General features: G+C 70.7%; 25 protein-coding genes. 15 read left to right on the top strand and 10 right to left on the bottom strand.

Going from position 1 to position 19,498, the window contains the following annotated elements; all coding sequences use genetic code 11:
- Nucleotides 1–129 precede the first annotated feature (129 nt).
- Nucleotides 130–591: a CGNR zinc finger domain-containing protein gene (locus BLW76_RS00280; protein ID WP_091303777.1), complete on the bottom strand. Its 462-nt coding sequence runs from the start codon at nucleotides 589–591 to the stop codon at nucleotides 130–132.
- A gap of 83 nt (nucleotides 592–674) precedes the next feature.
- On the opposite strand from BLW76_RS00280, the gene BLW76_RS00285 reads away from it, so the two are divergent.
- From BLW76_RS00285 to BLW76_RS00295, 3 genes are read left to right on the top strand one after another with little or no spacing between them, the layout of a single operon-like run.
- Nucleotides 675–1,043 (top strand): VOC family protein, encoded by a 369-nt coding sequence (locus BLW76_RS00285; RefSeq protein ID WP_091303779.1) that lies wholly within the window; start codon nucleotides 675–677, stop codon nucleotides 1,041–1,043.
- A 7-nt stretch (nucleotides 1,044–1,050) separates the two neighbouring features.
- Entirely contained in the window at nucleotides 1,051–1,449 is a 399-nt protein-coding gene (locus BLW76_RS00290; RefSeq protein ID WP_091303780.1) for a TFIIB-type zinc ribbon-containing protein, read from the top strand.
- Between the two features lies 1 nt (nucleotide 1,450).
- Nucleotides 1,451–2,062 (top strand): P-loop nucleotide/nucleoside kinase family protein, encoded by a 612-nt coding sequence (locus BLW76_RS00295; RefSeq protein ID WP_091303782.1) that lies wholly within the window; start codon nucleotides 1,451–1,453, stop codon nucleotides 2,060–2,062.
- Nucleotides 2,063–2,102: 40 nt separating this feature from the next.
- Here the strand turns inward: BLW76_RS00295 and BLW76_RS00300 are convergent, their stop codons facing one another.
- Nucleotides 2,103–3,251, bottom strand: a complete 1,149-nt coding sequence (locus tag BLW76_RS00300; protein ID WP_091303783.1) for a methyltransferase domain-containing protein — start codon at nucleotides 3,249–3,251, stop codon at nucleotides 2,103–2,105.
- A 143-nt stretch (nucleotides 3,252–3,394) separates the two neighbouring features.
- On the opposite strand from BLW76_RS00300, the gene BLW76_RS00305 reads away from it, so the two are divergent.
- From BLW76_RS00305 to BLW76_RS00330, 6 genes are all read left to right on the top strand, one after another.
- On the top strand, nucleotides 3,395–3,814 hold the full coding sequence (locus BLW76_RS00305) for a helix-turn-helix domain-containing protein (RefSeq protein ID WP_091303787.1): 420 nt from the start codon (nucleotides 3,395–3,397) through the stop codon (nucleotides 3,812–3,814).
- Entirely contained in the window at nucleotides 3,811–4,494 is a 684-nt protein-coding gene (locus BLW76_RS00310) for a hypothetical protein (protein ID WP_091303788.1), read from the top strand. Before BLW76_RS00305 ends, BLW76_RS00310 begins: the two co-directional genes overlap by 4 nt.
- An 84-nt stretch (nucleotides 4,495–4,578) precedes the next feature.
- On the top strand, nucleotides 4,579–4,872 hold the full coding sequence (locus BLW76_RS00315; protein WP_043788398.1) for a DUF2516 family protein: 294 nt from the start codon (nucleotides 4,579–4,581) through the stop codon (nucleotides 4,870–4,872).
- A 13-nt stretch (nucleotides 4,873–4,885) separates the two neighbouring features.
- Complete coding sequence (locus tag BLW76_RS00320; RefSeq protein ID WP_091303790.1) at nucleotides 4,886–5,428, top strand: YbaK/EbsC family protein; 543 nt, start codon at nucleotides 4,886–4,888, stop codon at nucleotides 5,426–5,428.
- On the top strand, nucleotides 5,425–6,432 hold the full coding sequence (locus BLW76_RS00325) for an ornithine cyclodeaminase family protein (protein ID WP_091303791.1): 1,008 nt from the start codon (nucleotides 5,425–5,427) through the stop codon (nucleotides 6,430–6,432). The genes BLW76_RS00320 and BLW76_RS00325 overlap by 4 nt, the downstream gene beginning before the upstream one ends.
- On the top strand, nucleotides 6,429–7,877 hold the full coding sequence (locus BLW76_RS00330; protein WP_091303792.1) for an aromatic amino acid lyase: 1,449 nt from the start codon (nucleotides 6,429–6,431) through the stop codon (nucleotides 7,875–7,877). Before BLW76_RS00325 ends, BLW76_RS00330 begins: the two co-directional genes overlap by 4 nt.
- Before the next feature lie 448 nt (nucleotides 7,878–8,325).
- On the opposite strand, the gene BLW76_RS00335 is transcribed toward BLW76_RS00330, so the two are convergent.
- On the bottom strand, nucleotides 8,326–9,261 hold the full coding sequence (locus BLW76_RS00335; RefSeq protein ID WP_091303793.1) for a GNAT family N-acetyltransferase: 936 nt from the start codon (nucleotides 9,259–9,261) through the stop codon (nucleotides 8,326–8,328).
- A gap of 65 nt (nucleotides 9,262–9,326) precedes the next feature.
- Here BLW76_RS00335 and BLW76_RS00340 point away from each other — a divergent pair, with 65 nt between their 5' ends.
- Both BLW76_RS00340 and BLW76_RS00345 read left to right on the top strand, forming a co-directional pair.
- Nucleotides 9,327–9,899, top strand: a complete 573-nt coding sequence (locus BLW76_RS00340) for a cadmium resistance transporter (RefSeq protein ID WP_091304052.1) — start codon at nucleotides 9,327–9,329, stop codon at nucleotides 9,897–9,899.
- A 453-nt stretch (nucleotides 9,900–10,352) separates the two neighbouring features.
- Nucleotides 10,353–11,045: a M15 family metallopeptidase gene (locus BLW76_RS00345; RefSeq protein ID WP_091303794.1), complete on the top strand. Its 693-nt coding sequence runs from the start codon at nucleotides 10,353–10,355 to the stop codon at nucleotides 11,043–11,045.
- A 53-nt stretch (nucleotides 11,046–11,098) separates the two neighbouring features.
- Here BLW76_RS00345 and BLW76_RS00350 read toward each other — a convergent pair whose 3' ends face one another.
- The gene (locus BLW76_RS00350) at nucleotides 11,099–11,809 is read right to left on the bottom strand and encodes an ABC transporter permease (protein WP_091303796.1); all 711 of its coding nucleotides are present in this window, start codon (nucleotides 11,807–11,809) and stop codon (nucleotides 11,099–11,101) included.
- Complete coding sequence (locus BLW76_RS00355; RefSeq protein ID WP_091303798.1) at nucleotides 11,806–12,495, bottom strand: ABC transporter permease; 690 nt, start codon at nucleotides 12,493–12,495, stop codon at nucleotides 11,806–11,808. The genes BLW76_RS00350 and BLW76_RS00355 overlap by 4 nt, the downstream gene beginning before the upstream one ends.
- A gap of 138 nt (nucleotides 12,496–12,633) precedes the next feature.
- Here BLW76_RS00355 and BLW76_RS00360 point away from each other — a divergent pair, with 138 nt between their 5' ends.
- Nucleotides 12,634–13,554: an ABC transporter substrate-binding protein gene (locus BLW76_RS00360; protein ID WP_091303800.1), complete on the top strand. Its 921-nt coding sequence runs from the start codon at nucleotides 12,634–12,636 to the stop codon at nucleotides 13,552–13,554.
- 1 nt (nucleotide 13,555) lies between these two features.
- On the opposite strand, the gene BLW76_RS00365 is transcribed toward BLW76_RS00360, so the two are convergent.
- Complete coding sequence (locus BLW76_RS00365) at nucleotides 13,556–14,335, bottom strand: class I SAM-dependent methyltransferase (RefSeq protein WP_091303801.1); 780 nt, start codon at nucleotides 14,333–14,335, stop codon at nucleotides 13,556–13,558.
- A 29-nt stretch (nucleotides 14,336–14,364) separates the two neighbouring features.
- Entirely contained in the window at nucleotides 14,365–14,835 is a 471-nt protein-coding gene (locus tag BLW76_RS00370; protein WP_091303803.1) for a MarR family transcriptional regulator, read from the bottom strand.
- Nucleotides 14,836–14,948: 113 nt separating this feature from the next.
- Between BLW76_RS00370 and BLW76_RS00375 the strand changes: the two genes are divergently transcribed.
- Together BLW76_RS00375 and BLW76_RS00380 are read left to right on the top strand one after the other, a co-directional pair.
- On the top strand, nucleotides 14,949–15,383 hold the full coding sequence (locus tag BLW76_RS00375) for an SRPBCC family protein (RefSeq protein ID WP_091303806.1): 435 nt from the start codon (nucleotides 14,949–14,951) through the stop codon (nucleotides 15,381–15,383).
- A gap of 95 nt (nucleotides 15,384–15,478) precedes the next feature.
- The gene (locus BLW76_RS00380) at nucleotides 15,479–16,486 is read left to right on the top strand and encodes an NADP-dependent oxidoreductase (protein ID WP_091303808.1); all 1,008 of its coding nucleotides are present in this window, start codon (nucleotides 15,479–15,481) and stop codon (nucleotides 16,484–16,486) included.
- Here BLW76_RS00380 and BLW76_RS00385 read toward each other — a convergent pair.
- From BLW76_RS00385 to BLW76_RS00395, 3 genes are read right to left on the bottom strand one after another with little or no spacing between them, the layout of a single operon-like run.
- Complete coding sequence (locus BLW76_RS00385; protein WP_091303810.1) at nucleotides 16,483–17,106, bottom strand: HAD family hydrolase; 624 nt, start codon at nucleotides 17,104–17,106, stop codon at nucleotides 16,483–16,485. The genes BLW76_RS00380 and BLW76_RS00385 overlap by 4 nt on opposite strands.
- 4 nt (nucleotides 17,107–17,110) lie before the next feature.
- On the bottom strand, nucleotides 17,111–17,725 hold the full coding sequence (locus BLW76_RS00390; RefSeq protein WP_091303811.1) for a pyridoxamine 5'-phosphate oxidase family protein: 615 nt from the start codon (nucleotides 17,723–17,725) through the stop codon (nucleotides 17,111–17,113).
- A gap of 9 nt (nucleotides 17,726–17,734) precedes the next feature.
- The gene (locus BLW76_RS00395) at nucleotides 17,735–18,334 is read right to left on the bottom strand and encodes a TetR/AcrR family transcriptional regulator (protein WP_244169992.1); all 600 of its coding nucleotides are present in this window, start codon (nucleotides 18,332–18,334) and stop codon (nucleotides 17,735–17,737) included.
- 96 nt (nucleotides 18,335–18,430) lie between these two features.
- Here BLW76_RS00395 and BLW76_RS00400 point away from each other — a divergent pair, with 96 nt between their 5' ends.
- Nucleotides 18,431–19,480: an NAD(P)-dependent alcohol dehydrogenase gene (locus BLW76_RS00400; RefSeq protein WP_091303813.1), complete on the top strand. Its 1,050-nt coding sequence runs from the start codon at nucleotides 18,431–18,433 to the stop codon at nucleotides 19,478–19,480.
- The last annotated feature ends 18 nt before the right edge of the window (nucleotides 19,481–19,498 follow it).

The following is a 19,498-nucleotide window of genomic DNA, read 5'->3' on the forward strand; positions in this document are numbered from 1 at the left end:
TCACGGTGATGGCCTAACGGCTGTCCACAACGTGTGGGGCCCGGGGTGGCCGGGGCGTGGATATGTGGTGCTTCGTCCCCAAGTTGTCCACAACCGTTCGAGTGTCCGCCGCTCGGATGAGGGCCGCGGTCAGCCCGCCGCGGCGCGCGCCCGCCAGCCGCGCGCCTTCTCCCGGTTGCCGCAGACGCGCATCGAGCACCACGTCCGCGACCGGTTGCGCGACTCGTCGTAGAACGCCCACAGGCACGTGTCGGCGGGGCAGATCTTCAGCCGGATCCACTCCCCGCGCACGACCAGCCGCGCGCAGGCGACGAACACCGCGCCGACGACGTCGTCCGCGACCAGCTGCGGCCCCTCCGCCGTCAGCGAGATCCGCGTGCCCACGTCGACGCTGCCGCCCGGCAGCCGCGGGTCGCCGACGGCCGCGCGCAGGGCATCCCGCGCCGCCCTGGCTTCGGCCGCCGGATTGGCCGTCAAGGCGTGCGCGGCCGCCCACGCGTGCCACTGCCCGGGGTCTTCGAGCAGGTCGGTGCCCTCTTCGACGTTGACCGTGTTCAGGAACTCCACCACGAGGGACGCGTCGGTGTGCACTTACCGAGTGTACGGCGGTTGCCTCCCGGCCCGATAACCCACATAATCGCTTCACTGGTTACTCAGGATCGAAGGGAGCGACGATGAGTGCGGTTCCGACGCTGGGCGTGGTGGCCCTCGACTGCCCCGACCCGGTGGCGCTGGCCGAGTTCTACCGTTCGGTGCTGGAGTGGGAGACGCCCGAAGTGGCCGACGACGGGCACTGGGTGACGCTGCCCAACCCCGCGGGCGGCGCGGGCATCGCGTTCCAGCGGGTGCCCGACTACCGGCCGCCGGCGTGGCCGTCCGCCGAGAACCCGCAGCAGCTGCACCTGGACCTGAACGTCACGGACCTGGAAGCGGCGCACGAGCGCGTGCTCGGCCTGGGGGCGAAGCTGCTCGACGACAAGCCGGAGACGTTCCGCGTCTACGCCGATCCGGTGGGGCACCCGTTCTGCCTCTGCGCCTGCTGACGCGTTTTTGCGTAGGCTCTGCGGTGTGATTTGTCCGAAGTGTCAGAACCAGATGCGGACCGTCGACAAGAACGGCATCCACATCGACCAGTGCGACGGCTGCCGCGGGATCTTCCTGGACCGCGGTGAGCTCGAGGCGATCGTCGGTGCGGAAAGCTCGTTCTACGGCCAGCAGCCGCCGCCCTACCAGGGAGGACCGGCGCCGACGGCGCACTACGGCCGTCCCGACTCGCCGCGCCCCTACCGGGGCGGCTACCCGGATTCGCCGAAGGCGTACCGCGGTGGTTACGCCGACTCGCCGCGGCCGCACCGCGGCGGGTACTCGGATTCGCCGCGGCCGTACGGCCACAACCAGCACGGCCACGGGCACCGCAAGCGCAGCTTCCTCGAGAACCTCTTCGACTGAGATGGGGCTCGACCTGCGGATCTGCCCGGCGTGCGGCGAGCTGGCGGACCGCCCGGTCGTCGCGGGCAACGTCGTCACGTGCGCGAAGTGCGGACACGAATGGCCGTTCCGGAAGCTGCCGCTGTTCGCGGTGACCGGGCCGAGCGGCGCCGGGAAGTCGACGGTGGGTCCCCTGCTGGCCGACCGGTTCGCCGGCGACGTCGTGGTGCTGGACCAGGACATCCTCTGGATCGGCGCGCTGCGCGACGACGTCCTGGACTTCCGCTCGGTCTGGCTGCGGATGGCGGCGATGCTGCACCAGAACGGCCGTCCGGTCGTGCTGTGCGGGACGGTCGCGCCGCCGGAGTTCGAGCCGCTGCCGGAGCGCGCGTTGTTCAGCGACATCCACTACCTGGCGCTGGTGGGGTCGCCGTCGTCGCTGCGCGCCCGGCTGCGCGCGCGTCCGGCGTGGCGCGAGTGGGACGAGGAGCGGATCGACGAGATGCTGGAGTTCAACGACTGGCTCCGCAAATCGGCCCCGGACCTCGGCGTCGAGGTCTTCGACACCACGGACGTCTCCCGTGCGGCGACGGCCGACCACGTGGAGAAGTGGATCCGCGCGCGGCTGCCTTGACCCGCGAGGGCACTTTCACGTGAAAGTGCCCTCGCGGGCGTCAGGCCAGTGGCCAGGTGCGGCCGCCGGGGGAGTCGAGCCAGAACTCCTGGCGGTCGCCGGTCACGGTGACCCCGAACCGGTCGCGGTCCGGCTTCCCCAGCTCGCACCACTCGACGTAGGCCGCTTCGGCCAGCTCCCACAGCGCCCGCGGGCCGCCCTGGGCGACCTCGTCCGCGCCGCCGCGCTTGCGGTGGCGGACCCACGAGCCGTCCGGGTGGACCAGCGCGACGCTCGGCGCGTCGGCGTCGCCGCCTTCGCGCACCGGGCGGACGCCGGGCAGCGCGAGCCCGGCGTAGAACTCGAACTGACGGCGGGGCTGGAGCACCGTCGACATCGGCAGCCGCGTCTGTTCCCAGTCGTCGCGGGCGGGCATCGGCAGCGGGCCGGTGTCCGGTAGCCGGTGCGCGCGCAGCGGCATGAACCGGCCGTCGCGCGCGAGGACGCGGCCCTGGGCCGTGCCGTCCTCGCCGGCGACCAGTCGGACCAGCCCGGCGCCGATCGGGCGGTTCAGCGTCGTGACGATCAGGCCGCCGGGTTTCGTCTGCGCCGGCCACGCTGCCGGGATCGACGAAACCGACGCCGTGCACAGCACCCGGTCGAAGAGCGTGCCGGCGGGGAAGCCGAGCGCGCCGTCGCCCACCGCGCACGCCGGGTGGTAGCCCGCCGCCGCCAGCCGCTCCCGCGCCGCCGCGACGAGCGCCGGGTCGATGTCCACTGTGGACACCCGGCCGGCCCCGCAGCGGTGGCTCAGCAGTGCGGCGTTGTAGCCGGTGCCGGTGCCGATCTCGAGCACGCACTGCCCGTCGCGCACCTGCAGCTCCTCCAGCATGATCGCCATGATCGCGGGCATGCTCGACGAGCTCGTCGGCGTGCCCGCCACCGGGCCGTCGCGCCGGGCGGCGTCCCAGCGGCCCGGGTCGTCGTCGAGCTGCGTCACCAGCACGTCGCGGGAGTAGGCGGTCTCCAGCCAGCCGGGATCGCCGCGGTCGACCGCCGCCCACAGGCCGCCCGCCGGCACGAAGAACCGCGGCAGGAAGACGTGGCGGGGGACGGCCCGGAAGGCGGCGATCCACTCCGGCGCGTGCAGGACGTCCTCGTCGAGCAGGTGCTCGACGAGGCGCCGCCGCAGCCGGGCCGAGCGCGTCATGGCACCACGGTAGCGGTGAGCGTCACAACGCTGGTTGCAAGCAGGGTGCTTGCAATAGCTAGCACTCGCGCGTACCGTCGATGGTGTCGCGAGGAGGTGACCGGATGGCAGAGACCGGTGGGACGTCAGGATCCGGCAGTCCCATGGAGAAGGTCGCGGACATCGCTTCCGACATCGGCGAGTACATCCGCCAGCAGCGCAACACCGCGAAGATCTCGTTGCGCCAGCTGTCGAAGCTCGCCGGCGTGTCCAACCCGTACCTGAGCCAGATCGAGCGCGGGGTCCGCAAGCCCAGCGCGGAGATCCTGCAGCAGATCGCCAAGGGCCTGCGCATTTCGGCGGAAGCGCTGTACGTGCAGGCCGGGATCCTCGACCTGCCGACGGGCGGGCCGGTGGGCGACGCGATCCGCGCCGACGCCGAGCTGACCGAACGGCAGAAGCAGGTCCTGCTCGACGTTTACGAGTCCTTCCGCCGGGAGAACGCCGCGGCACGGCCGGCCGCCGCTCCCGGCTCGGACACCCCAGACACCACACCAGCCGCGAAAACCGAGGAGTCAGCATGACCACCCCCAAGACCGAAGACGTCAAGAAGGCCGTCACCACCGCCCTCGACCAGGTCCGCACCCCGCTGCTCGCCGCGCTCGGCGCCGGCAACCTGGCCACCCACGCCGTCACCGACGCCGTGGCGAAGGCCAAGGAGAACGTGACCAAGAGCGGCGAGGCCGCCCGCAAGAACCTGCAGGAGCTGCCGACCGACGTCGAGAGCCTCCGCGAGAAGCTGGACCCGGCCGAGCTGCGCAAGGTCATCGACGAGTACACCGAGGCCGCGCTCAAGCTGTACAACAAGCTGGCCGAGTCGGGCGAGCAGGCGTGGGACAAGTTCGCCGCGCAGCCGCAGGTCAAGAAGGCCATCGAGCAGCTCGAGGAGGCCGTGGCCACCGCGCAGGGCCAGGTCGAGGGCGTCACCAGCGAGGTCCGCGAGCGCGTCGACGGCGTGCTGGGCACCTTCACCAAGCGCACCCGCTCGGTCGGCGAGAAGACCGCCCGCAAGGTGACCGAGGTCGCCGGCGAGGCCGCCGACGCCATCGAGGAGCTGGGTGACGACGTCGCCCACGAGACCCGTTCGGCCAGCCGCCGCGTCGCGAACAAGACGGCCCCGAAGACGGCGGCCCCGGCCCGCCGCACGACCACGTCGACCACCGCCGCCGCCAAGAAGCCGGCCGCGCCGAAGGCCGACAAGTAAAAACGCCGTGAACACCCGGCCCCGCCATCGGCTCCCCGATGGCGGGGCCGGGGTCGTTCGGGTGGTTTGCCGTAAGCTGTGGCTGTGCTAGTCGCCATCTGGATCCTCAATGTCATCCACTGGGGCAGCGCGCTGGTCGGGCTCTTCGCCTTCGTGCACGCGCTGCTGCAGCGCGCGGACGCCTATTCGGCCGCCGACCGCAAGACCAAGCCCATCTGGATGCTGATCACCGGCGGCGCGACGCTCGCCATGGTGCTGTTCCCCGTGATGGGCCCCGGGATGATCTTCTACGTACCCGCCATGGCCGCGACCCTGGTCTACATCGTGGACGTCCGCCCGAAGCTGATCGAGGTCCAGCGCGGCGGCTCCAGCTGGTAGCTAGTCTGGCGGGGTGACCTGGACGATCGCCGGGAGCCTCACCGTCGTTCCCGCCCCCACGCGTACTGACCTGCTTGCCGAGCCCGTGGCCAAGGCCCTGGCCGCGCTCGCCGACCCGGACGCCGTCGGCGTCGCCGAGATCGACCCGTCGCTCGCCGACACCGCCGCCTTCTGCGAGGCCTACGGCTCGCCGCTCGAAGCGTCCGCGAACTGCGTCGTCGTCGCCGGCAAGCGCGCCGGCGAAGTCCGCTTCGCGGCCGCGCTCGTGCTCGCGACGACTCGCGCCGACGTCAACGGCGTGATCAAGCGCCGCCTCGACGTCCGCAAGGCGTCGTTCGCGCCGATGGACGAAGCCGTCTCGCTCACCGGCATGGAGTACGGCGGCATCACGCCCGTCGGCCTGCCCGCCGAATGGCCCATCCTGCTCGACAGCCGCGTCGCCGAGGCGCCCGAGCTCGTCATCGGCAGCGGGATCCGCGGCAGCAAGCTGCTGATCTCCGGCGCCGCGCTGGCCGCCCTGCCCGGCGCGGAGGTCATCGAGGACCTCGCCCGGTGACGTCCGTCTGGCTCCGGTACCTGACCGGCGCCGACATCGACTCACTCGGTGTCACGGACGCCGACATCGTCGGCGCGGTCGAAGACGTGCTCGCCGACCACGGCCGCGGTCAGGTCGTCTTCGAGCCGCGTACGCACCTCGTGCCGGACAACGGCGGCAAGGGTCACTTCAACATCCTTCGCGGCCACTTGTCGGCGAAGCAGGTCAGCGGCGTGAAGGTCGTCGGTGACTTCGTGGGGAACTTCGAACAGGGCCTCCCTTCGGAAATGGCGTTGATCCTGCTGCTCGACCCGGACACCGGCATGCCGCGGGCCATCGTCGACGGCACGATGATCACCGAGGCCCGCACCGGCGCGATGACCGCCGTCGGCGCGAAGTACCTGGCCCGGCCGGGTTCCCGGGTGCTCGGGCACATCGGCGCCCGCGGTACCGCCTGGTGGAACGTCGTGCTGCTCGACTCGTTGTTCGACTTCGCCGAGATCCGCGTGACCAGCAAGCGCCCGGAGTCCCGCGAGGACTTCGGCCGCCGGCTGTCCGAACGGCTCGGCAAGGACGTCCGCGTCTGCGCCACGGCCGAGGAGACCTTGGACGGCGCGGACATCCAGGTGGAGGCATCCCGGCTCGTCGAGCCCGAGGCGCTCGTGCGCCGCGAGTTCCTCCGGCCGGGCACCTTCCTGGTGCCCTACGGCACGATCAGCGCGCTCGAGCTCACGCTGCTCGAGGACGTCGACAAGCTCGTCGTCGACGACTGGCGCGAATCGCGGTCCGGCAACCCGCGGTTCGGCGCCCTGCGCCCGCAGCTCAACGCCGGCCTGCTCACCGAGGACAAGGTCCACGCCGAGATCGGCGACATCGTGGCGGGCAGCAAACCCGGCCGCGAGCACGACGCCGAACGGATCCTGTTCTGGCACCGCGGACTGTCCACAACGGACATCGCGGTGGCGACCATGATCCTCGCCCGTGCGGAGGCTTCCGGCGTCGGCACCATGTTGCCCTACCGATGATCGTCTCCGACAGCGAGTTCGCCGAGAGTGAACGGTGGATTCTGGACAAAGCGCAGGTAGAAGCCCTGAAACGGCGTCGGGAAGAGCTCTTGACCGCCCTTGCGGACCGGGCGGAACCGGTCTACGGCGTCACCACGGGGATGGGCAGGCTCGCGGGTGTCGTGCTCAGTGAGGACGAGCAGGCCGAGCACCAGCGCAACCTGCTGATCGGCCGCGCGGTCGGCGGGCCGCCGTGGCTGCCGCCGGAGGACGTCCGCGCGTTGCTCGTCGCCCGGCTGCGCGACTTCCTGCAGCCGTGGTCGGGGGTGAGCCCGGAGCTGGTGCAGTTCCTGGTCGACCGCTTGAACGACGGCTTCACGCCCGCCGTCCCGCGTTCCGGGCTCGGTAGTTCGGGCGAGATCATCGCGCTGTCGCACGCGTTCCAGACGTTCCTCGGCATCGGCACGGTCCTGGAGGACGGCGTCGAGGTGCCGGCCGCTGCGGCGCTCGCCGCGCGTGGTGCCACGCCGTTCGTGCTGGGGCCGAAAGAAGGTGCCTCGCTGCTGCAGGGGTCTCCGCTGGCGGTGATGCACGCGCAGCGCGGCTGGACCGAAACCCAGCAGCTCATCGACCTGCAGACGCTCACGGCGGCGATGGCGATCGACGTGCTCGGCGCACCACGCGCGGTGTTTTCCCCGGCCACGGCAGGCGGCGACGACCACCTGCGGACGCTGCTGCACGAGCTGACCGGGCTGGTGGGCACCGGCCCGGTACGGCCCGGCGTGGTGCAGGCGCCCCTTTCGGTGCGGGTCGCGCCCCGGGCACTGGCGCACGCATCCCGCGTCAACGACGACCTGCACGAAACCCGGCGACGGTGGGAGACGATCCCGGGCGATTCGCCATCCTTCGTCGACGGCTCGTTCCTGCCGGGCACCGGCTACCACGCGGTGGACCTGGGCCTGCGAATGGACGCGGTGACGGCGGCCCTGGTGCACCTCGGCGAGGTTTCGGTGCAGCGGACGCACCGGCTGCTGGACGAGCGGTTCAGCGGATTGCCGGCCCAGCTGACGGCCGACCCGGGACCGCGCGCGGGCTTGGCACCGCTGCACAAGCGAGCAGCGGGCGAGCTGCACGCATTGCGCAGGCTCGCTGTTCCGGCGACGCTCGGTTCGATCGACACGTCGGCGGGCCAGGAGGACGTGCAAGCGTTTGCGGCAGCGGCGGGCGAGCAGTTGCGAGCGGCGGCGTCGCACCTGTTTGCGATCACGGCCTGCGAGCTGATCACGGCGTCGCAGGCTCGGTATTTGGCCGGTGGGGAAGGTGTGCCGGGGTTGCGCGCGGGTTATGCGTGGGTGCGGTCGGTGGTGGCGCCGGTGGACGAGGACCGCCCGCTGGGGCCCGAGATCGAGCGGTTGGTTGCCGCGTGCCGGGCGGCTTTCTTTGACGACTTGGCGACGATGAGCTGAGTGCTTGGTCGCTTTGGCCTGGCGGGGTTGCGGCAGCGGGTTTCGGGCGTTGCGAATGACTTTCTTTGGGCCAGTCTTTTCGTGACACCTGCGACGGCGCCAAGGGCCGGCCCCGGCGCAAGGCTGCCCGGCGAATAGCGCTCGGCGGGAGGTCGCCCAGGGAAAGGGTGCCTGGCGGAAGTCTCCCCGGGCGAACGGTGCCCAGCGGAAGGTCACCCCAGCGAACAGCCGACCGGCGAAAGGCAATCCGGCAAAGGGTCGTGCGCGACCGGCATTGCCGGAATCCGCCCTGGCCCGCGGGGGCGCCCCCCGTCTCGACACTATCGCGCGCCGCCGACGATTTCGGGGCTGCAGCAGGAAAATCCACGGGGTTGTCCACAAGTTCGCCCTCCTGTGGACAACCGGCCGCCGGAGGCCGCCGAATCGGACATCCGGCGGAGGCGGCGCGCTACGTTCGTTGGTGAGCGCCCTCCGGGGACGCGGACCCCGGGAAAGGAGGGATACGACGGCGGGTCCGCGTGAAGGTGAGGGTGCGGGCATACGGGCGGAAGCCCAGATCGCGATACAGAGGGAGGGCAGCTGCGGATTTCGGATGGTTGATCACCGGGTACACGACGGCTTCGCGAGCGCCGGCGTGGTGGGCCGCGTGCAGCGCGGCGAGGCACACCGCGCGGGCAAGCCCGGTGCGGCGGAACTCCGGCAAGGTTCCGACGGGCTCCAGCTCGCCGACGGCATTGCGTTCGTCGAGCCAGATCAGGCACTGCGCGGCGAACCGGCCGTCGGGCGCCTCGACGACCCAGTCCAGTTCGGCCCGGTACGGCCAGGCGGCCATCACGGCCCGGTAGCTCGGTTCGGTCACCCTCGACGGGTGCCAGACCGTGCGGTGCACGGCCACGCGGCGGTCCAGGTCGTCCGGGCCGACCGGCCGGAGCGTGAAGCCGGCCGGCACGACCGGCTCAGGTAGATCCACGAGGAGGCGAGACATATACGACTGGAAAACAGGGCTTTGCCGAAGCGCATAACCGCCAAGCTCGAGCGCGGCGATGACATGCTCCTCGGCGTCGAGCACGGTGACAGTGAGCTCGGCCGCGGAGGCGGTGTCTTCGAACCAGGCGAGCACCTCGGACGCGAGTTCGGGGTGCGCGGGATCCACGAGCAGCGTCAGTTCACCGGGTAGCGAAGTCCAGCCCCACGCGACGACTTCGCCATCCGCTTCCCACAGCACGGTCGGCCATTCGGCTTCTCGGCCGGCGTGCTGGAACCGCTGCCACGCGAGGTCTCCGACGTGCAGTGAACTCGCCTTCGACCAGATCCGCGCGGCCAGGCTCTGCATGGCCCGCAGGTCGGCCGGACCGGTGTAGCCGCGGCGCGTGACGGAGGGCATGGGCAGAATCGTCCTGTGCCGCGCCGGACTTCGCCAAGCGGTTTTCCCGCGGAGGTGGAGTGGGCGTGGACGTCGGACTGCTCGGACGCGCGGCCGCGATGTTCGCGGTGACGAACGTCGACGACTTGGTGCTGCTCGCGGTGTTCTTCGGCCAGGCCGCCGGCCAGCCCGGACGTCGCGGTGAGCTCAAGGTCGTGACCGGGCAGTTCCTCGGCTTCGCCGCGATCCTGGCGGTTTCGGTCGCGGGTGCGCTCGGAGCCGGCCTGCTGCCGGACGGCGCCGTCCGCTGGCTGGGCCTGCTGCCGGTGCTGCTCGGCCTCCGCGCGGCCTGGCAGGCGTTGCGCCAGGACGACGACGAGCCCCCACCGGCGGCCGGCGTGGCCGGGATCGCAACGGTGTGCTTCGCCAACGGCGGCGACAACGTCGGCGTGTACGTCCCCGCGTTCGCCGCGACCGGACCCGCGGGCCTGGCGGGCTACGTGGCGGTGTTCCTGGCGGGCGTGGCGGCGTGGTGCGTCGCCGGCCGGTTCCTCGCGACCCGGCCGGGCATCGCCCAGGTGCTCGCCCGGTGGGGCCACGTGCTGCTGCCGGTGGTCCTGATCGCGCTCGGCGTGCTGATCCTGATCGGCGCGTTCTAACGGCTGGGAGGGGAGGGGGTGGGCCCCAAGCCGGCGGCGACAGGTCCGGCCTGCCACGAAGGCAGGTGAAGGCCTCCGGTTGCGAGGTGGAGTTGTCCAGAAACCGCTTCACTCGCCCGGAGCCCGGAGCCCGGAGCCCGGAGCCCGGAGCCCGGAGCCCGGAGCCCGGAGCCCGGAGCCCGGAGCCCGGAGCCCGGAGGCCCGGTGGCGCGGGCAATCGCGCGGCGGCGCCATCGGCTCGGCCGGGTCCAGATCGCCAGCCGGCCAGGCCTGCCGGCATCCACAAAGCCCGGTGTCGACCAAGTCCGGCAACACCCCCGCCAGCTCCCACCGCCACACCGGCCGGCGGCGATTTGCCTCCGCCGTCAACTCCCCAGCAGGGCCCGCGGTTGCGTCGGTGTGGCGTATCCGACGGTGACTCAGCCGGCCGCCGCCGGGAGGCGTGGGGGGATCATGAAACTGAGAACGAAAATTCTTGCCCTCATCACGTTCAGCCTCTCCGCGGTCGTGGCCGTGGCCGCGCCGGCGCCGGCCGTCACCGGTACGAACACCGTGGAACTCGCGGCGCCGGCCGGGAGTGGGCTGCCCGCCTATGTCGCCGTCATCAAGCCCGTTACCGCCGAACGGCTCGGGAACAGCTGGCGGGCCGGGTGCCCCGTCGGGCCTGATCAGCTTCGGCTGATCAACCTGAGCTTCCTGGGCTTTGACGGGGCCGTGCACCGGGGCGAACTGGTCGTCAACGCCGACCGGGCCTTCGAGGTCGCGCGGATCTTCGGTGACCTGTACTTCGGGCGGTTCCCCATCGAACGGATGGAGACCGTCGAAAAGTACGACTCCGACGACGACGCCTCCATGGCGGCCAACAACACCTCGGCGTTCAACTGCCGGGCGATCACCGGCGGCACAGCCTGGTCCAACCACTCCTACGGCCGCGCGATCGACATCAACACCGTGCAGAACCCCTACATCTCCGGCAGCGGCAAGGTCTACCCGCCCAACGGTGCGCCCTACGTCGACCGGACGCAGGCCTTGCCCGGCATGATCCACGCCGGCGATGTCACCGAGCGGGCCTTCACCTCCCGCGGCTGGACCTGGGGCGGGTCCTGGGACACCCCGATCGACTACCAGCACTTCGAGAAGCCCTGACGGACAAAAAACAGAGTCCAGGATCGTCGCCGGGCGGCGGTCCTGGGCGGACCTCAGCCGCGGCGGGCGTTCTGCAGTGCGAGGCCGCGGGGGGTTGCCGCGCGGGTGATCAATGCGAACGCGCCGTCGCAGAGCAGGGCGAGCGCCACCGCGGCCAGGCCGCCCGCGAAGATCGCTCCGTAACCCTGTGCTCCCAATGCGAAGCCGTCGACTATGTAGCGGCCCAGGCCGCCGCCGTCGTTGACGATTGCTCCGATGGCCACCGTTGCTATCAGCTGGAGGAACGCCACCCGTGCGCCCGCCAGGATCACGGGGGAAGCCAACGGGAGCTCGAGGCGGAGCATGATCTGCCACTCGCGGTGGCCCGTTCCGCGGGCCGCGTCGATCGTCTCCTGCTCCAGGGACACCACGCCCGCGTACGTGTTCGTGAACAACGGGGGCATCGCCAACGCGACCAGGGCGAGCAGCAACGGCCAGAACGCCGTGTCCAGCTCCCAGCGGCTCGCCAGGAACCAGAACAGGATGATCAACCCGAAACTCGGGATCGCGCGTCCTATGTTGACCGCGCTGCTGGCGAGGAACGCGCCGCGGCGGTAGTGGGCCAGCCAGAGTGCCGCCGGGATCGTCAACACCGCCGCGATCGCCAGGGCCAGCAGGGAAAACCTGAGGTGCTCCAGCGTGCGGTACGGGACGCCGGCCTTGTCCGTCCAGCTCCAGCGGTTCGGGTCCGCGAGCCACGCGTTCAGCTGGTCGAGGAAGCTCATCGCGTCCGCACCTTCCGCGACCAAGGCGCCAGCACGCGCTCGCTGAGCCAGAGGACCAGGTCGACCACCACCGCCAGCACCACCGACAGGACCACGCCGACGATGATCATCGTCGGGTTGGGGGTCGCCGTCTGGATGCCCGCCCGAATGAAATAACCCAGGCCGCCGAGGCCGAGCATCGAGGTGACCGTCACCAGGCCGATCGTCGTCACCGCCGCGACGCGCAGGCCGGCGATCACCACCGGCAGGGCCAGCGGCAGCTCGATCTGCCAGAGCAGCCTGCCGCGCGTGTACCCCATGCCGACCGCGGCCTCGCGGACCTCGTTCGGCACCTGCTCGACTCCGGTGACGATGTTGCGGATCAGGATGAGCAGCGTGTACGTCGCGAGCGGGATCATCGCCGAAACGAAAGTCAGCCCGAAGAACGGCACCAGCACCGCGAACGCGCCCAGGCTCGGGATCACGTACAGCGCGCCCGCCGTACCCAAGATCACCGGGTACGACCAGCGGTAACGCAGGGAGACCACGGCGAGCGCGATCGAGACGACCAGGCCGATGCCGAGGGCGGCGCCGGTCAGCGAGATGTGCTCGACCAGGCGCTGGACGATGTCGTCGGCGTTGCGGTCCACCCACTTCCACTGGAAGATCGGGGGCCCGCTGTCAGCGGCCAGTGGCGTCACGTGCACCGGCCGACCCTACCCCGATCGGGCCCAAATATTCCGCGGAGTGGGAATACCGGGCGCCTTCTCCCACGATGTGGATTCTTGTCGGAGGTCGGGGCTAGGGTCCTTTCGTCTGTTCGAGTGACGAGGGAGTGGGGATTCGTGCGCTGGTTCCGGAACGCGTCCGTGGTGGCGGTGGCCCTCGCGGCCACGCTCGGCTTGACCGCCTGCGGCGGCGGCGACAGCGGTGACAAACCCGCCGCGCAGAGCAAGGGTGGCGCGCCGATCGTCGTCGCGTCCTTCAACTTCACCGACAGCCAGATCCTCGCCGAGATCTACGCGCAGGCGCTGGAGGCCAAGGGCTACCCGGTGACGCGCAAGCTGAACCTCGGCTCGCGCGAGCTGATCTACCCGTCGCTGAAGTCCGGTGAGCTGCAGTTCATCCCGGAGTACCAGGGTGCGGCGATCACCACCGGCTTCGGCCAGGAGGCCGGCAAGACCGCGCAGGAAGAGCACGATCAGCTGGCGAAGCTGTTCGAGCCCAGCGGTGTCGCGCTGCTGAACTTCGCGGCCGCCGAGGACAAGAACACCTACATCATCAAGTCCGACCTGGCCAAGGAAAAGGGCATCGCGTCGATCAGCGACCTGAAGAAGCTCGACAAGGTCGTCATGGCCGGCCCGCCGGAGTGCGAGAAGCGCCTTCCGTGCTTCAAGGGCTTCACGGACGTCTACCAGCTGACCAACATCAGCTTCCAGACCATCCAGGAAGCCGGCCCGCGCGTCCAGCAGCTCAAGTCCGGGGCCGTCACGGTCATCCCGGTCGACTCGGTCAGCCCGCTGACCGGCGACCCGGCCTACACCGTGCTGAAGGACGACCTCAACATCGTGCCGACCGAGAACGTCGTGCCCGCGGTGAACAAGAAGGTGCTCGACGAGCGCGGGGCCGACTTCGCCAACGCCGTGAACGCGGTGAGCGCGAAGCTGACCACGGACATCATGCGCGACCTGAACAAGCGCGTGGACTCCGACGGCGAGAAGGCGGCGGACGTCGCCAAGGACTGGCTGGCGCAGGCCGGGCTGTGAGCTACGCGGTCCCGCTGACGACCCACGCCCGGGCTGTCAGCGGGATCGAGCCGTCCGGGTTCGTGGGCAGGCGGTCGCGCAGCAGTTCTCGCAGGCGGTCGCGGTCGGTCTCCGGCAACGTCGCCAGGTACGACGGTGCCGGGCCCTGTGCGCCGAGGAACGGCTGCCAGTAGTCGTCGAAGTCCGCGAACACCGTCGGGATCCCGATCTCTCCGACGGACACCGCCGTGAAGCCCGCGTCCGTCCACAGCCGGCCCAGCGGCTCCGGGCGGCACAGGGTGAACCGGCTGCCCTCGTCCAGCTCGGCGACCGTCGCGGGGTCGAACTCGGCGGCCGCGTCCCAGAAGCTGCGGATCAGCTCCATGCCTTCGGCGAGGTCCCACAGGTACGCCGCGGCCAGCCCGCCCGGCGCGGTCACCCGGGCGATCTCCGCCGCCGCGCGGGGCGGCTCGGGCACGAAGTTCAGGACCAGGCCCGACACCACCACGTCGAACCGGTCGTCCGGGAACGGCAGCGAGCGGGCGTCGGCGAGCGTGAACGTCGCCCGCGGGTCGGTCACCCGTGCGCGGGCCGTCTTCAGGAAGCCTTCCGACGGGTCGACGCCGACGACCTCCGCCGGGTCGGCCGCCGTCAGCACCGCCGATGTCAGCGCGCCCGTGCCGCAGCCGACGTCGAGCCAGCGCCGGCTCGCCGGGATGTCCAGCTGCCGGACGAACCGCTCCGCGATCCGGCGGCTCCACCGTCCGATGTAGGCCTCGTACGCGTCGCCTGACTGCCACATGTCCCCGAGTACAACACAGAAACCGCTGCTCAGCCGCTCGTCAAGGCCGCTGTCTCGGCCTGGCCCGCCGCCGTCGCGCGGCGCAGGAATCCGGCGATCAGGGCCAGCTCGTCCTCGCTGTAGCCGGCGCAGAGCTCGTCCATCGCGGTGTTCATCCCCGCGTAGAGCCGGAACAGCTCCCCGGTGCGGCCGGGGACCGCCCGCACGGCCACCGAACGGCGGTCGGCCGCCTCGGGGTCGCGCTCGCGGACGATCCAGCCGCCCTTCTGCAGCCGGTCGAGGATGCCGGTCATCGTCGCCGGGTGCAGGCCGGCCCGGCGGGCGACCGCGCTCGGGCTGAGCGGGCCGTGCCGGGCGATCAGCTCCAGGCACTCGAGGTCGACGTCCTTGAGCGCCACCCGGGCGCTGACCTGGTGGTTCAGCAGCGCGAGCTGGTTGCGCAGCTCTCGCAGCGCGTCTTTCACCGCCACGGTCGACCGGCGGTGCGCTCCCGAACTCATATGACCCTCGTATCAGTTGGCTGCCGGCAGCCTAACCGCCGAGGGCGCCCGACGCGGGTGCGGTGCTCGGTGAAATCGTGGACCCTGATCCGTACGCCGGGAAGAGGAGTGAAATGGGAAAGGTCACAGCCACCGCGGAGCGCACCATCGACGCCCCGGCCGACAAGGTTCGCGCGCTCGTCGCCGACTACGCCGAGACGCGGCCGAAGCTGCTCACCGAGCACTACCGCGACTACCAGGTCACCGAAGGCGGCGTCGGCGCCGGGACCAAGGCCGGCTGGAAGCTGCAGGCGACCTCCAAGCGGGTGCGCGACGTCCAGGCGACGGTCACCGAGCCGCGGCCGGGGACGCTGGTCGAGACCGACGCGAACTCGAGCATGGTCACCACGTGGACGGTCACCGAAGCGGGTGAACGCAGTGTGGTGAAGATCGAGACCACCTGGGACGGTGCCGGTGGCATCGGCGGCTTCTTCGAGAAGACCTTCGCGCCGGGTGGGCTCAAGAAGATCTACGACGGCGTGCTGGAGAAGCTCGCCGAGATCGTGTGACGCCTCACAATCGGAATCTGCGCCCCGGTTAGCTGGTTGTATCGGGTGGAATCCGGGGCGCTTGCCCCGCTTCGAGACTGGAAAGGGATTCGACGATGAGCACGGCGACCGAGATCCGGCTGGCTTCGCGTCCGGAAGGCGTTCCGACGCACGACAACTTCGAGATCGTCGACACCGAGGTGCCGTCGGCGGGCGACGGCCAGATCCTGGTGCGCAACCTGATCATGAGCGTCGACCCGGCGATGCGCGGCCGGATGAAGGACGTCAAGTCCTACGCGCCGCCGTTCCAGGTCGGCGAGGTCATGTCCGGCGGGGCGGTCGGCGAGGTCGTCGAGTCGAACGTCGACGACGTCAAGGTGGGCGACCACGTGCTGCACCAGGGGGGCTGGCGCACCCACGCCGTGCTCGACGCGGGCCGGTACGTCAAGGTCGACGGGGCCGCCGCGCCGCTGTCGACCTACCTCGGCGTGCTCGGCATGCCGGGCCTGACCGCGTACTCGGGCCTGCTGGAGTCGGCCGAGTTCAAGCCGGGCGACACGGTGTTCGTCTCCGGCGCGGCCGGCGCGGTCGGCTCGCTCGTCGGGCAGATCGCGAAGCTGAAGGGCGCCAAGCGCGTCATCGGCTCGGCGGGTTCGGCGGAGAAGGTCCGCCACCTGATCGACGACCTCGGCTTCGACGCCGCCTTCAACTACAAGGACGGCCCGGTCGTCGAGCAGCTGCACAAGGCGGCGCCGGAGGGCATCGACGTCTACTTCGACAACGTCGGCGGCGACCACCTCGAAGCCGCGATCGACGCGATCACCCTGCACGGCCGGATCGTCATCTGCGGGATGATCTCCACGTACAACGCGACCGAGCCGACGCCGGCGCCGCGCAACCTCGCGCAGGTCATCGCCAAGCGGCTCACCATCCGCGGCCTGCTGGTGATCGACCACTGGCACCTGCAGCAGCAGTTCGTCAGCGAGATCGCGCCGCTGGTCAGCTCCGGCGAGATCAAGTACTCGGAGACCTTCGTGGACGGCATCCGCAACGCGCCCGAGGCGTTCCTCGGCCTGCTGTCGGGCGCCAACACCGGCAAGATGCTGGTCCGCATCGCCGACTAGAGGAGCGCGGCCAGCTCCGGCAGGGTCGACGCGGTGTAGGTGGGCGCGGGCGAGCCGGGCAGCGGGTGGACACCGGGACGGGTGAGCAACGCCGTCTCGAGGCCCGCGGCCTGGGCGCCCGCGATGTCCCAGTCGTGCGCCGCGACCAGCACCGCGCGCTCGCCGGGGTAGGCGGCCGTGACCTGCCGGTACGGCTCGGGCGCCGGCTTCAGCCTGCCGACCTGCTCGGCCGAGAAGATCCGGTCGAGCAGCGGGGCCAGCCCGGCGTTCTGCAGCTGCGCCTCGGCCGTGGCGAGCGGCGAGTTCGTCAGCGCGACGACGGTGTGACCCGCTTCGCGCAGCTGCACCAGGCCCGGCTCGACGTCCGGATGGGCGGGCAGCGAACGCAGCCCCGCCGCGATCGCGGGGAGATCCGGCTCGCGCCCGTGCCGGGCCGCGACCTCGATCGCGGCGTCGCCGGCGATGCCCGCGAAGTCGCGGTAGCCGCCGGTGGCCGTGACGGTCAGCACGGTGTGGATCGCCAGCCCGAACCACTCGCGCCGCAGCTCGGGGCCGCCGATCGTGGCGTCCAGCGCGGCCAGGTCGAGCAGGGTCTCGTTGACGTCGAGGACGCACAGCATCCGTTCAGTATTGCTGGTTCAACGCCCGTTCGTTGAGCCTCGCGTCCAGCTCCTCCGCGGACACCGCGAGGGACATCTGGTCGCGCATGATCGTGCCCAGCGAAGGCAGCGTCGAGCGGTCCGGCCAGGTCTCCGGCTGCCACAGCGACGACCGCAGGAACGCCTTGGCGCAGTGCATGTACAGCTCTTGGACCTCGACGACGACGGCCAGCGTCGGCCGTTTCCCCTTGACCACCAGCGAGTCGAAGAACGGCCCGTCCGAGACCAAGGTCGCCCGGCCGTTGACCCGCAGGGTCTCGTTCATGCCCGGCACCAGGAACAACAGCCCCGCGTGCGGGTTGTCGACGATGTTGCGGAAGCTGTCGATCAGCTTGTTGCCCGGCCTGTCCGCCAGCACCAGCGTCTTCTCGTCGAGCACCAGCACCGAGCCCGCCGGGTCGCCACGCGGTGAGACGTCACAGCTGCCGTCCGGGGCCGACGTGGCCAGCAGGACGAACGGCGAGTGCGCGATCAGGTTGCGCGCGTGCTCGTCGATCCGGTCGATGACCTTCCGCTGCGTCAGCTCGGCGACCTCGCCGATCACCTCGCGCAGGGCCTCGTGTGAGTCGATGATCGCCATGTGCCCAACCTAGCGGGCACCACCGGCAATCCGGCCCACGATGGCCGCGCGCGCGGCCTCCTCGGACTTGCGCACCACCAGGTCCGTCGAATACCCGTGCTTCACGAAGACGCCGTCGAGCTGGAACGTGCCGTAGCCGTGAGCCTGGGTGAACAGCTGCTCCATCAGCTCCAGCGCGGTCGCCGGGTCGGGGGCGACGGCCAGGCAGCGCAGCAGGAACTGGTCCGTCAGGCGCCGGGTCTGCTCGTGGAGGCCGGTGTGCTCCGGGCCGTGGAGGCCGTCCGCGTAGATCACGTTCATCCCGGCCCGGCGCTCGATGACGTACCGCGTGTACGCGCCCGCCGCCGCGGCCAGGGCGTCCACCGGGTCTTCGTGCGCGCCCGCCGCCTCGGTGACGCGGTCGGCGAGCTGGCAGGCGACGTTGCCCGCCACCTCGGCGAGCAGGCTCTCCCGCGAGGCGAAGTGCCGGTACGGCGCACCGGGGCTCACCTTCGCCCGGCGTGCGACCTCGGCGACCGAGAAGGCTGCCCAGCCGTGTTCGGCGATCAGGTCCAGGGATACGCGCACGAGCTCGCCGCGAAGGTCGCCGTGGTGGTACTTGCCGCCCATGACCCGGATCACATCTCTCGTTCGAAATATGTAAGAGGGCTCTTACGTAGAGATGTAAGAGACCACTTACGACGGTACTTGAACTTGGAGGGTTCCATGAGCACCACCACGCACGCCATCGCCGCTCCGGCGCCGGGCGCGCCGCTGGCGCCGACCACGATCGAGCGCCGTGACCTGCGTCCGAACGACGTGCTGATCGACATCGCCTACGCCGGCATCTGCCACAGCGACATCCACCAGGCCAAGGAGGACTGGGGCCAGGCGATCTTCCCGATGGTCCCGGGCCACGAGATCGCCGGCGTGGTCGCCGCGGTCGGTTCGGCCGTCACGAAGTACCAGGTCGGCGACCGCGTCGGCGTCGGCTGCATGGTCGACTCCTGCGGCGAGTGCGAGTACTGCCTGGCCGGTACCGAGCAGTTCTGCGTCAAGGGCAACGTCCAGACCTACAACGGCGTCGGCTTCGACGGCGAGAACACCTACGGCGGCTACAGCCGGCAGATCGTCGTGAAGGACGCCTTCGTCTGCCGCATCCCCGAGGGCATCGACCTCGACGTCGCCGCGCCGCTGCTGTGCGCGGGCATCACCACCTACTCGCCGCTGCACCACTGGGGCGCCGGCCCCGGCAAGAAGGTCGCCGTGATCGGCCTCGGCGGGCTCGGCCACATGGCCGTCAAGATCGCCGCCGCGATGGGCGCCGAGGTCACCGTGCTGAGCCAGAGCCTCAAGAAGCAGGAAGACGGCCTGAAGCTGGGCGCGAAGGACTACTACGCCACCAGCGACGAGGCCACGTTCGACGTCCTGCGCGGCAAGTTCGACATCATCCTCAACACCGTGTCGGCCAAGCTGCCGGTGGACGCCTACCTCGGCCTGCTGCGGGTCGGCGGCGCCATGGTCAACGTCGGCGCGCCCGGCGAGCCGCTGGCCTACAACGCCTTCTCGCTGCTCGGCGGCAACAAGGTGCTCGCCGGCTCGATGATCGGCGGCATCGCCGAGACCCAGGAAATGCTGGACTTCTGCGCGAAGCACGGCATCGGCGCGGAGATCGAGACGATCTCGGCCGACAAGGTCAACGAGGCCTACGAGCGCGTCGAGAACTCCGACGTGCGCTACCGGTTCGTCATCGACGCGGCCACGATCGGCGCGTGACTCGCGGGCACGGCAACC

The organism is Amycolatopsis tolypomycina (genome assembly GCF_900105945.1).
Lineage (GTDB): Bacteria > Actinomycetota > Actinomycetes > Mycobacteriales > Pseudonocardiaceae > Amycolatopsis > Amycolatopsis tolypomycina.

Coding starts and splice junctions, on each gene's coding strand:
- BLW76_RS00285 (WP_091303779.1), top strand. CDS start 675: ATGAGTGCGGTTCCGACGCTGGGCGTGGTGGCCCTCGACTGCCCCGAC.
- BLW76_RS00295 (WP_091303782.1), top strand. CDS start 1,451: ATGGGGCTCGACCTGCGGATCTGCCCGGCGTGCGGCGAGCTGGCGGAC.
- BLW76_RS00300 (WP_091303783.1), bottom strand. CDS start 3,251: ATGACGCGCTCGGCCCGGCTGCGGCGGCGCCTCGTCGAGCACCTGCTC.
- BLW76_RS00305 (WP_091303787.1), top strand. CDS start 3,395: ATGGAGAAGGTCGCGGACATCGCTTCCGACATCGGCGAGTACATCCGC.
- BLW76_RS00310 (WP_091303788.1), top strand. CDS start 3,811: ATGACCACCCCCAAGACCGAAGACGTCAAGAAGGCCGTCACCACCGCC.
- BLW76_RS00330 (WP_091303792.1), top strand. CDS start 6,429: ATGATCGTCTCCGACAGCGAGTTCGCCGAGAGTGAACGGTGGATTCTG.
- BLW76_RS00335 (WP_091303793.1), bottom strand. CDS start 9,261: ATGCCCTCCGTCACGCGCCGCGGCTACACCGGTCCGGCCGACCTGCGG.
- BLW76_RS00345 (WP_091303794.1), top strand. CDS start 10,353: ATGAAACTGAGAACGAAAATTCTTGCCCTCATCACGTTCAGCCTCTCC.
- BLW76_RS00350 (WP_091303796.1), bottom strand. CDS start 11,809: ATGAGCTTCCTCGACCAGCTGAACGCGTGGCTCGCGGACCCGAACCGC.
- BLW76_RS00365 (WP_091303801.1), bottom strand. CDS start 14,335: ATGTGGCAGTCAGGCGACGCGTACGAGGCCTACATCGGACGGTGGAGC.
- BLW76_RS00370 (WP_091303803.1), bottom strand. CDS start 14,835: ATGAGTTCGGGAGCGCACCGCCGGTCGACCGTGGCGGTGAAAGACGCG.
- BLW76_RS00375 (WP_091303806.1), top strand. CDS start 14,949: ATGGGAAAGGTCACAGCCACCGCGGAGCGCACCATCGACGCCCCGGCC.
- BLW76_RS00380 (WP_091303808.1), top strand. CDS start 15,479: ATGAGCACGGCGACCGAGATCCGGCTGGCTTCGCGTCCGGAAGGCGTT.
- BLW76_RS00385 (WP_091303810.1), bottom strand. CDS start 17,106: ATGCTGTGCGTCCTCGACGTCAACGAGACCCTGCTCGACCTGGCCGCG.
- BLW76_RS00390 (WP_091303811.1), bottom strand. CDS start 17,725: ATGGCGATCATCGACTCACACGAGGCCCTGCGCGAGGTGATCGGCGAG.
- BLW76_RS00395 (WP_244169992.1), bottom strand. CDS start 18,334: ATGGGCGGCAAGTACCACCACGGCGACCTTCGCGGCGAGCTCGTGCGC.
- BLW76_RS00400 (WP_091303813.1), top strand. CDS start 18,431: ATGAGCACCACCACGCACGCCATCGCCGCTCCGGCGCCGGGCGCGCCG.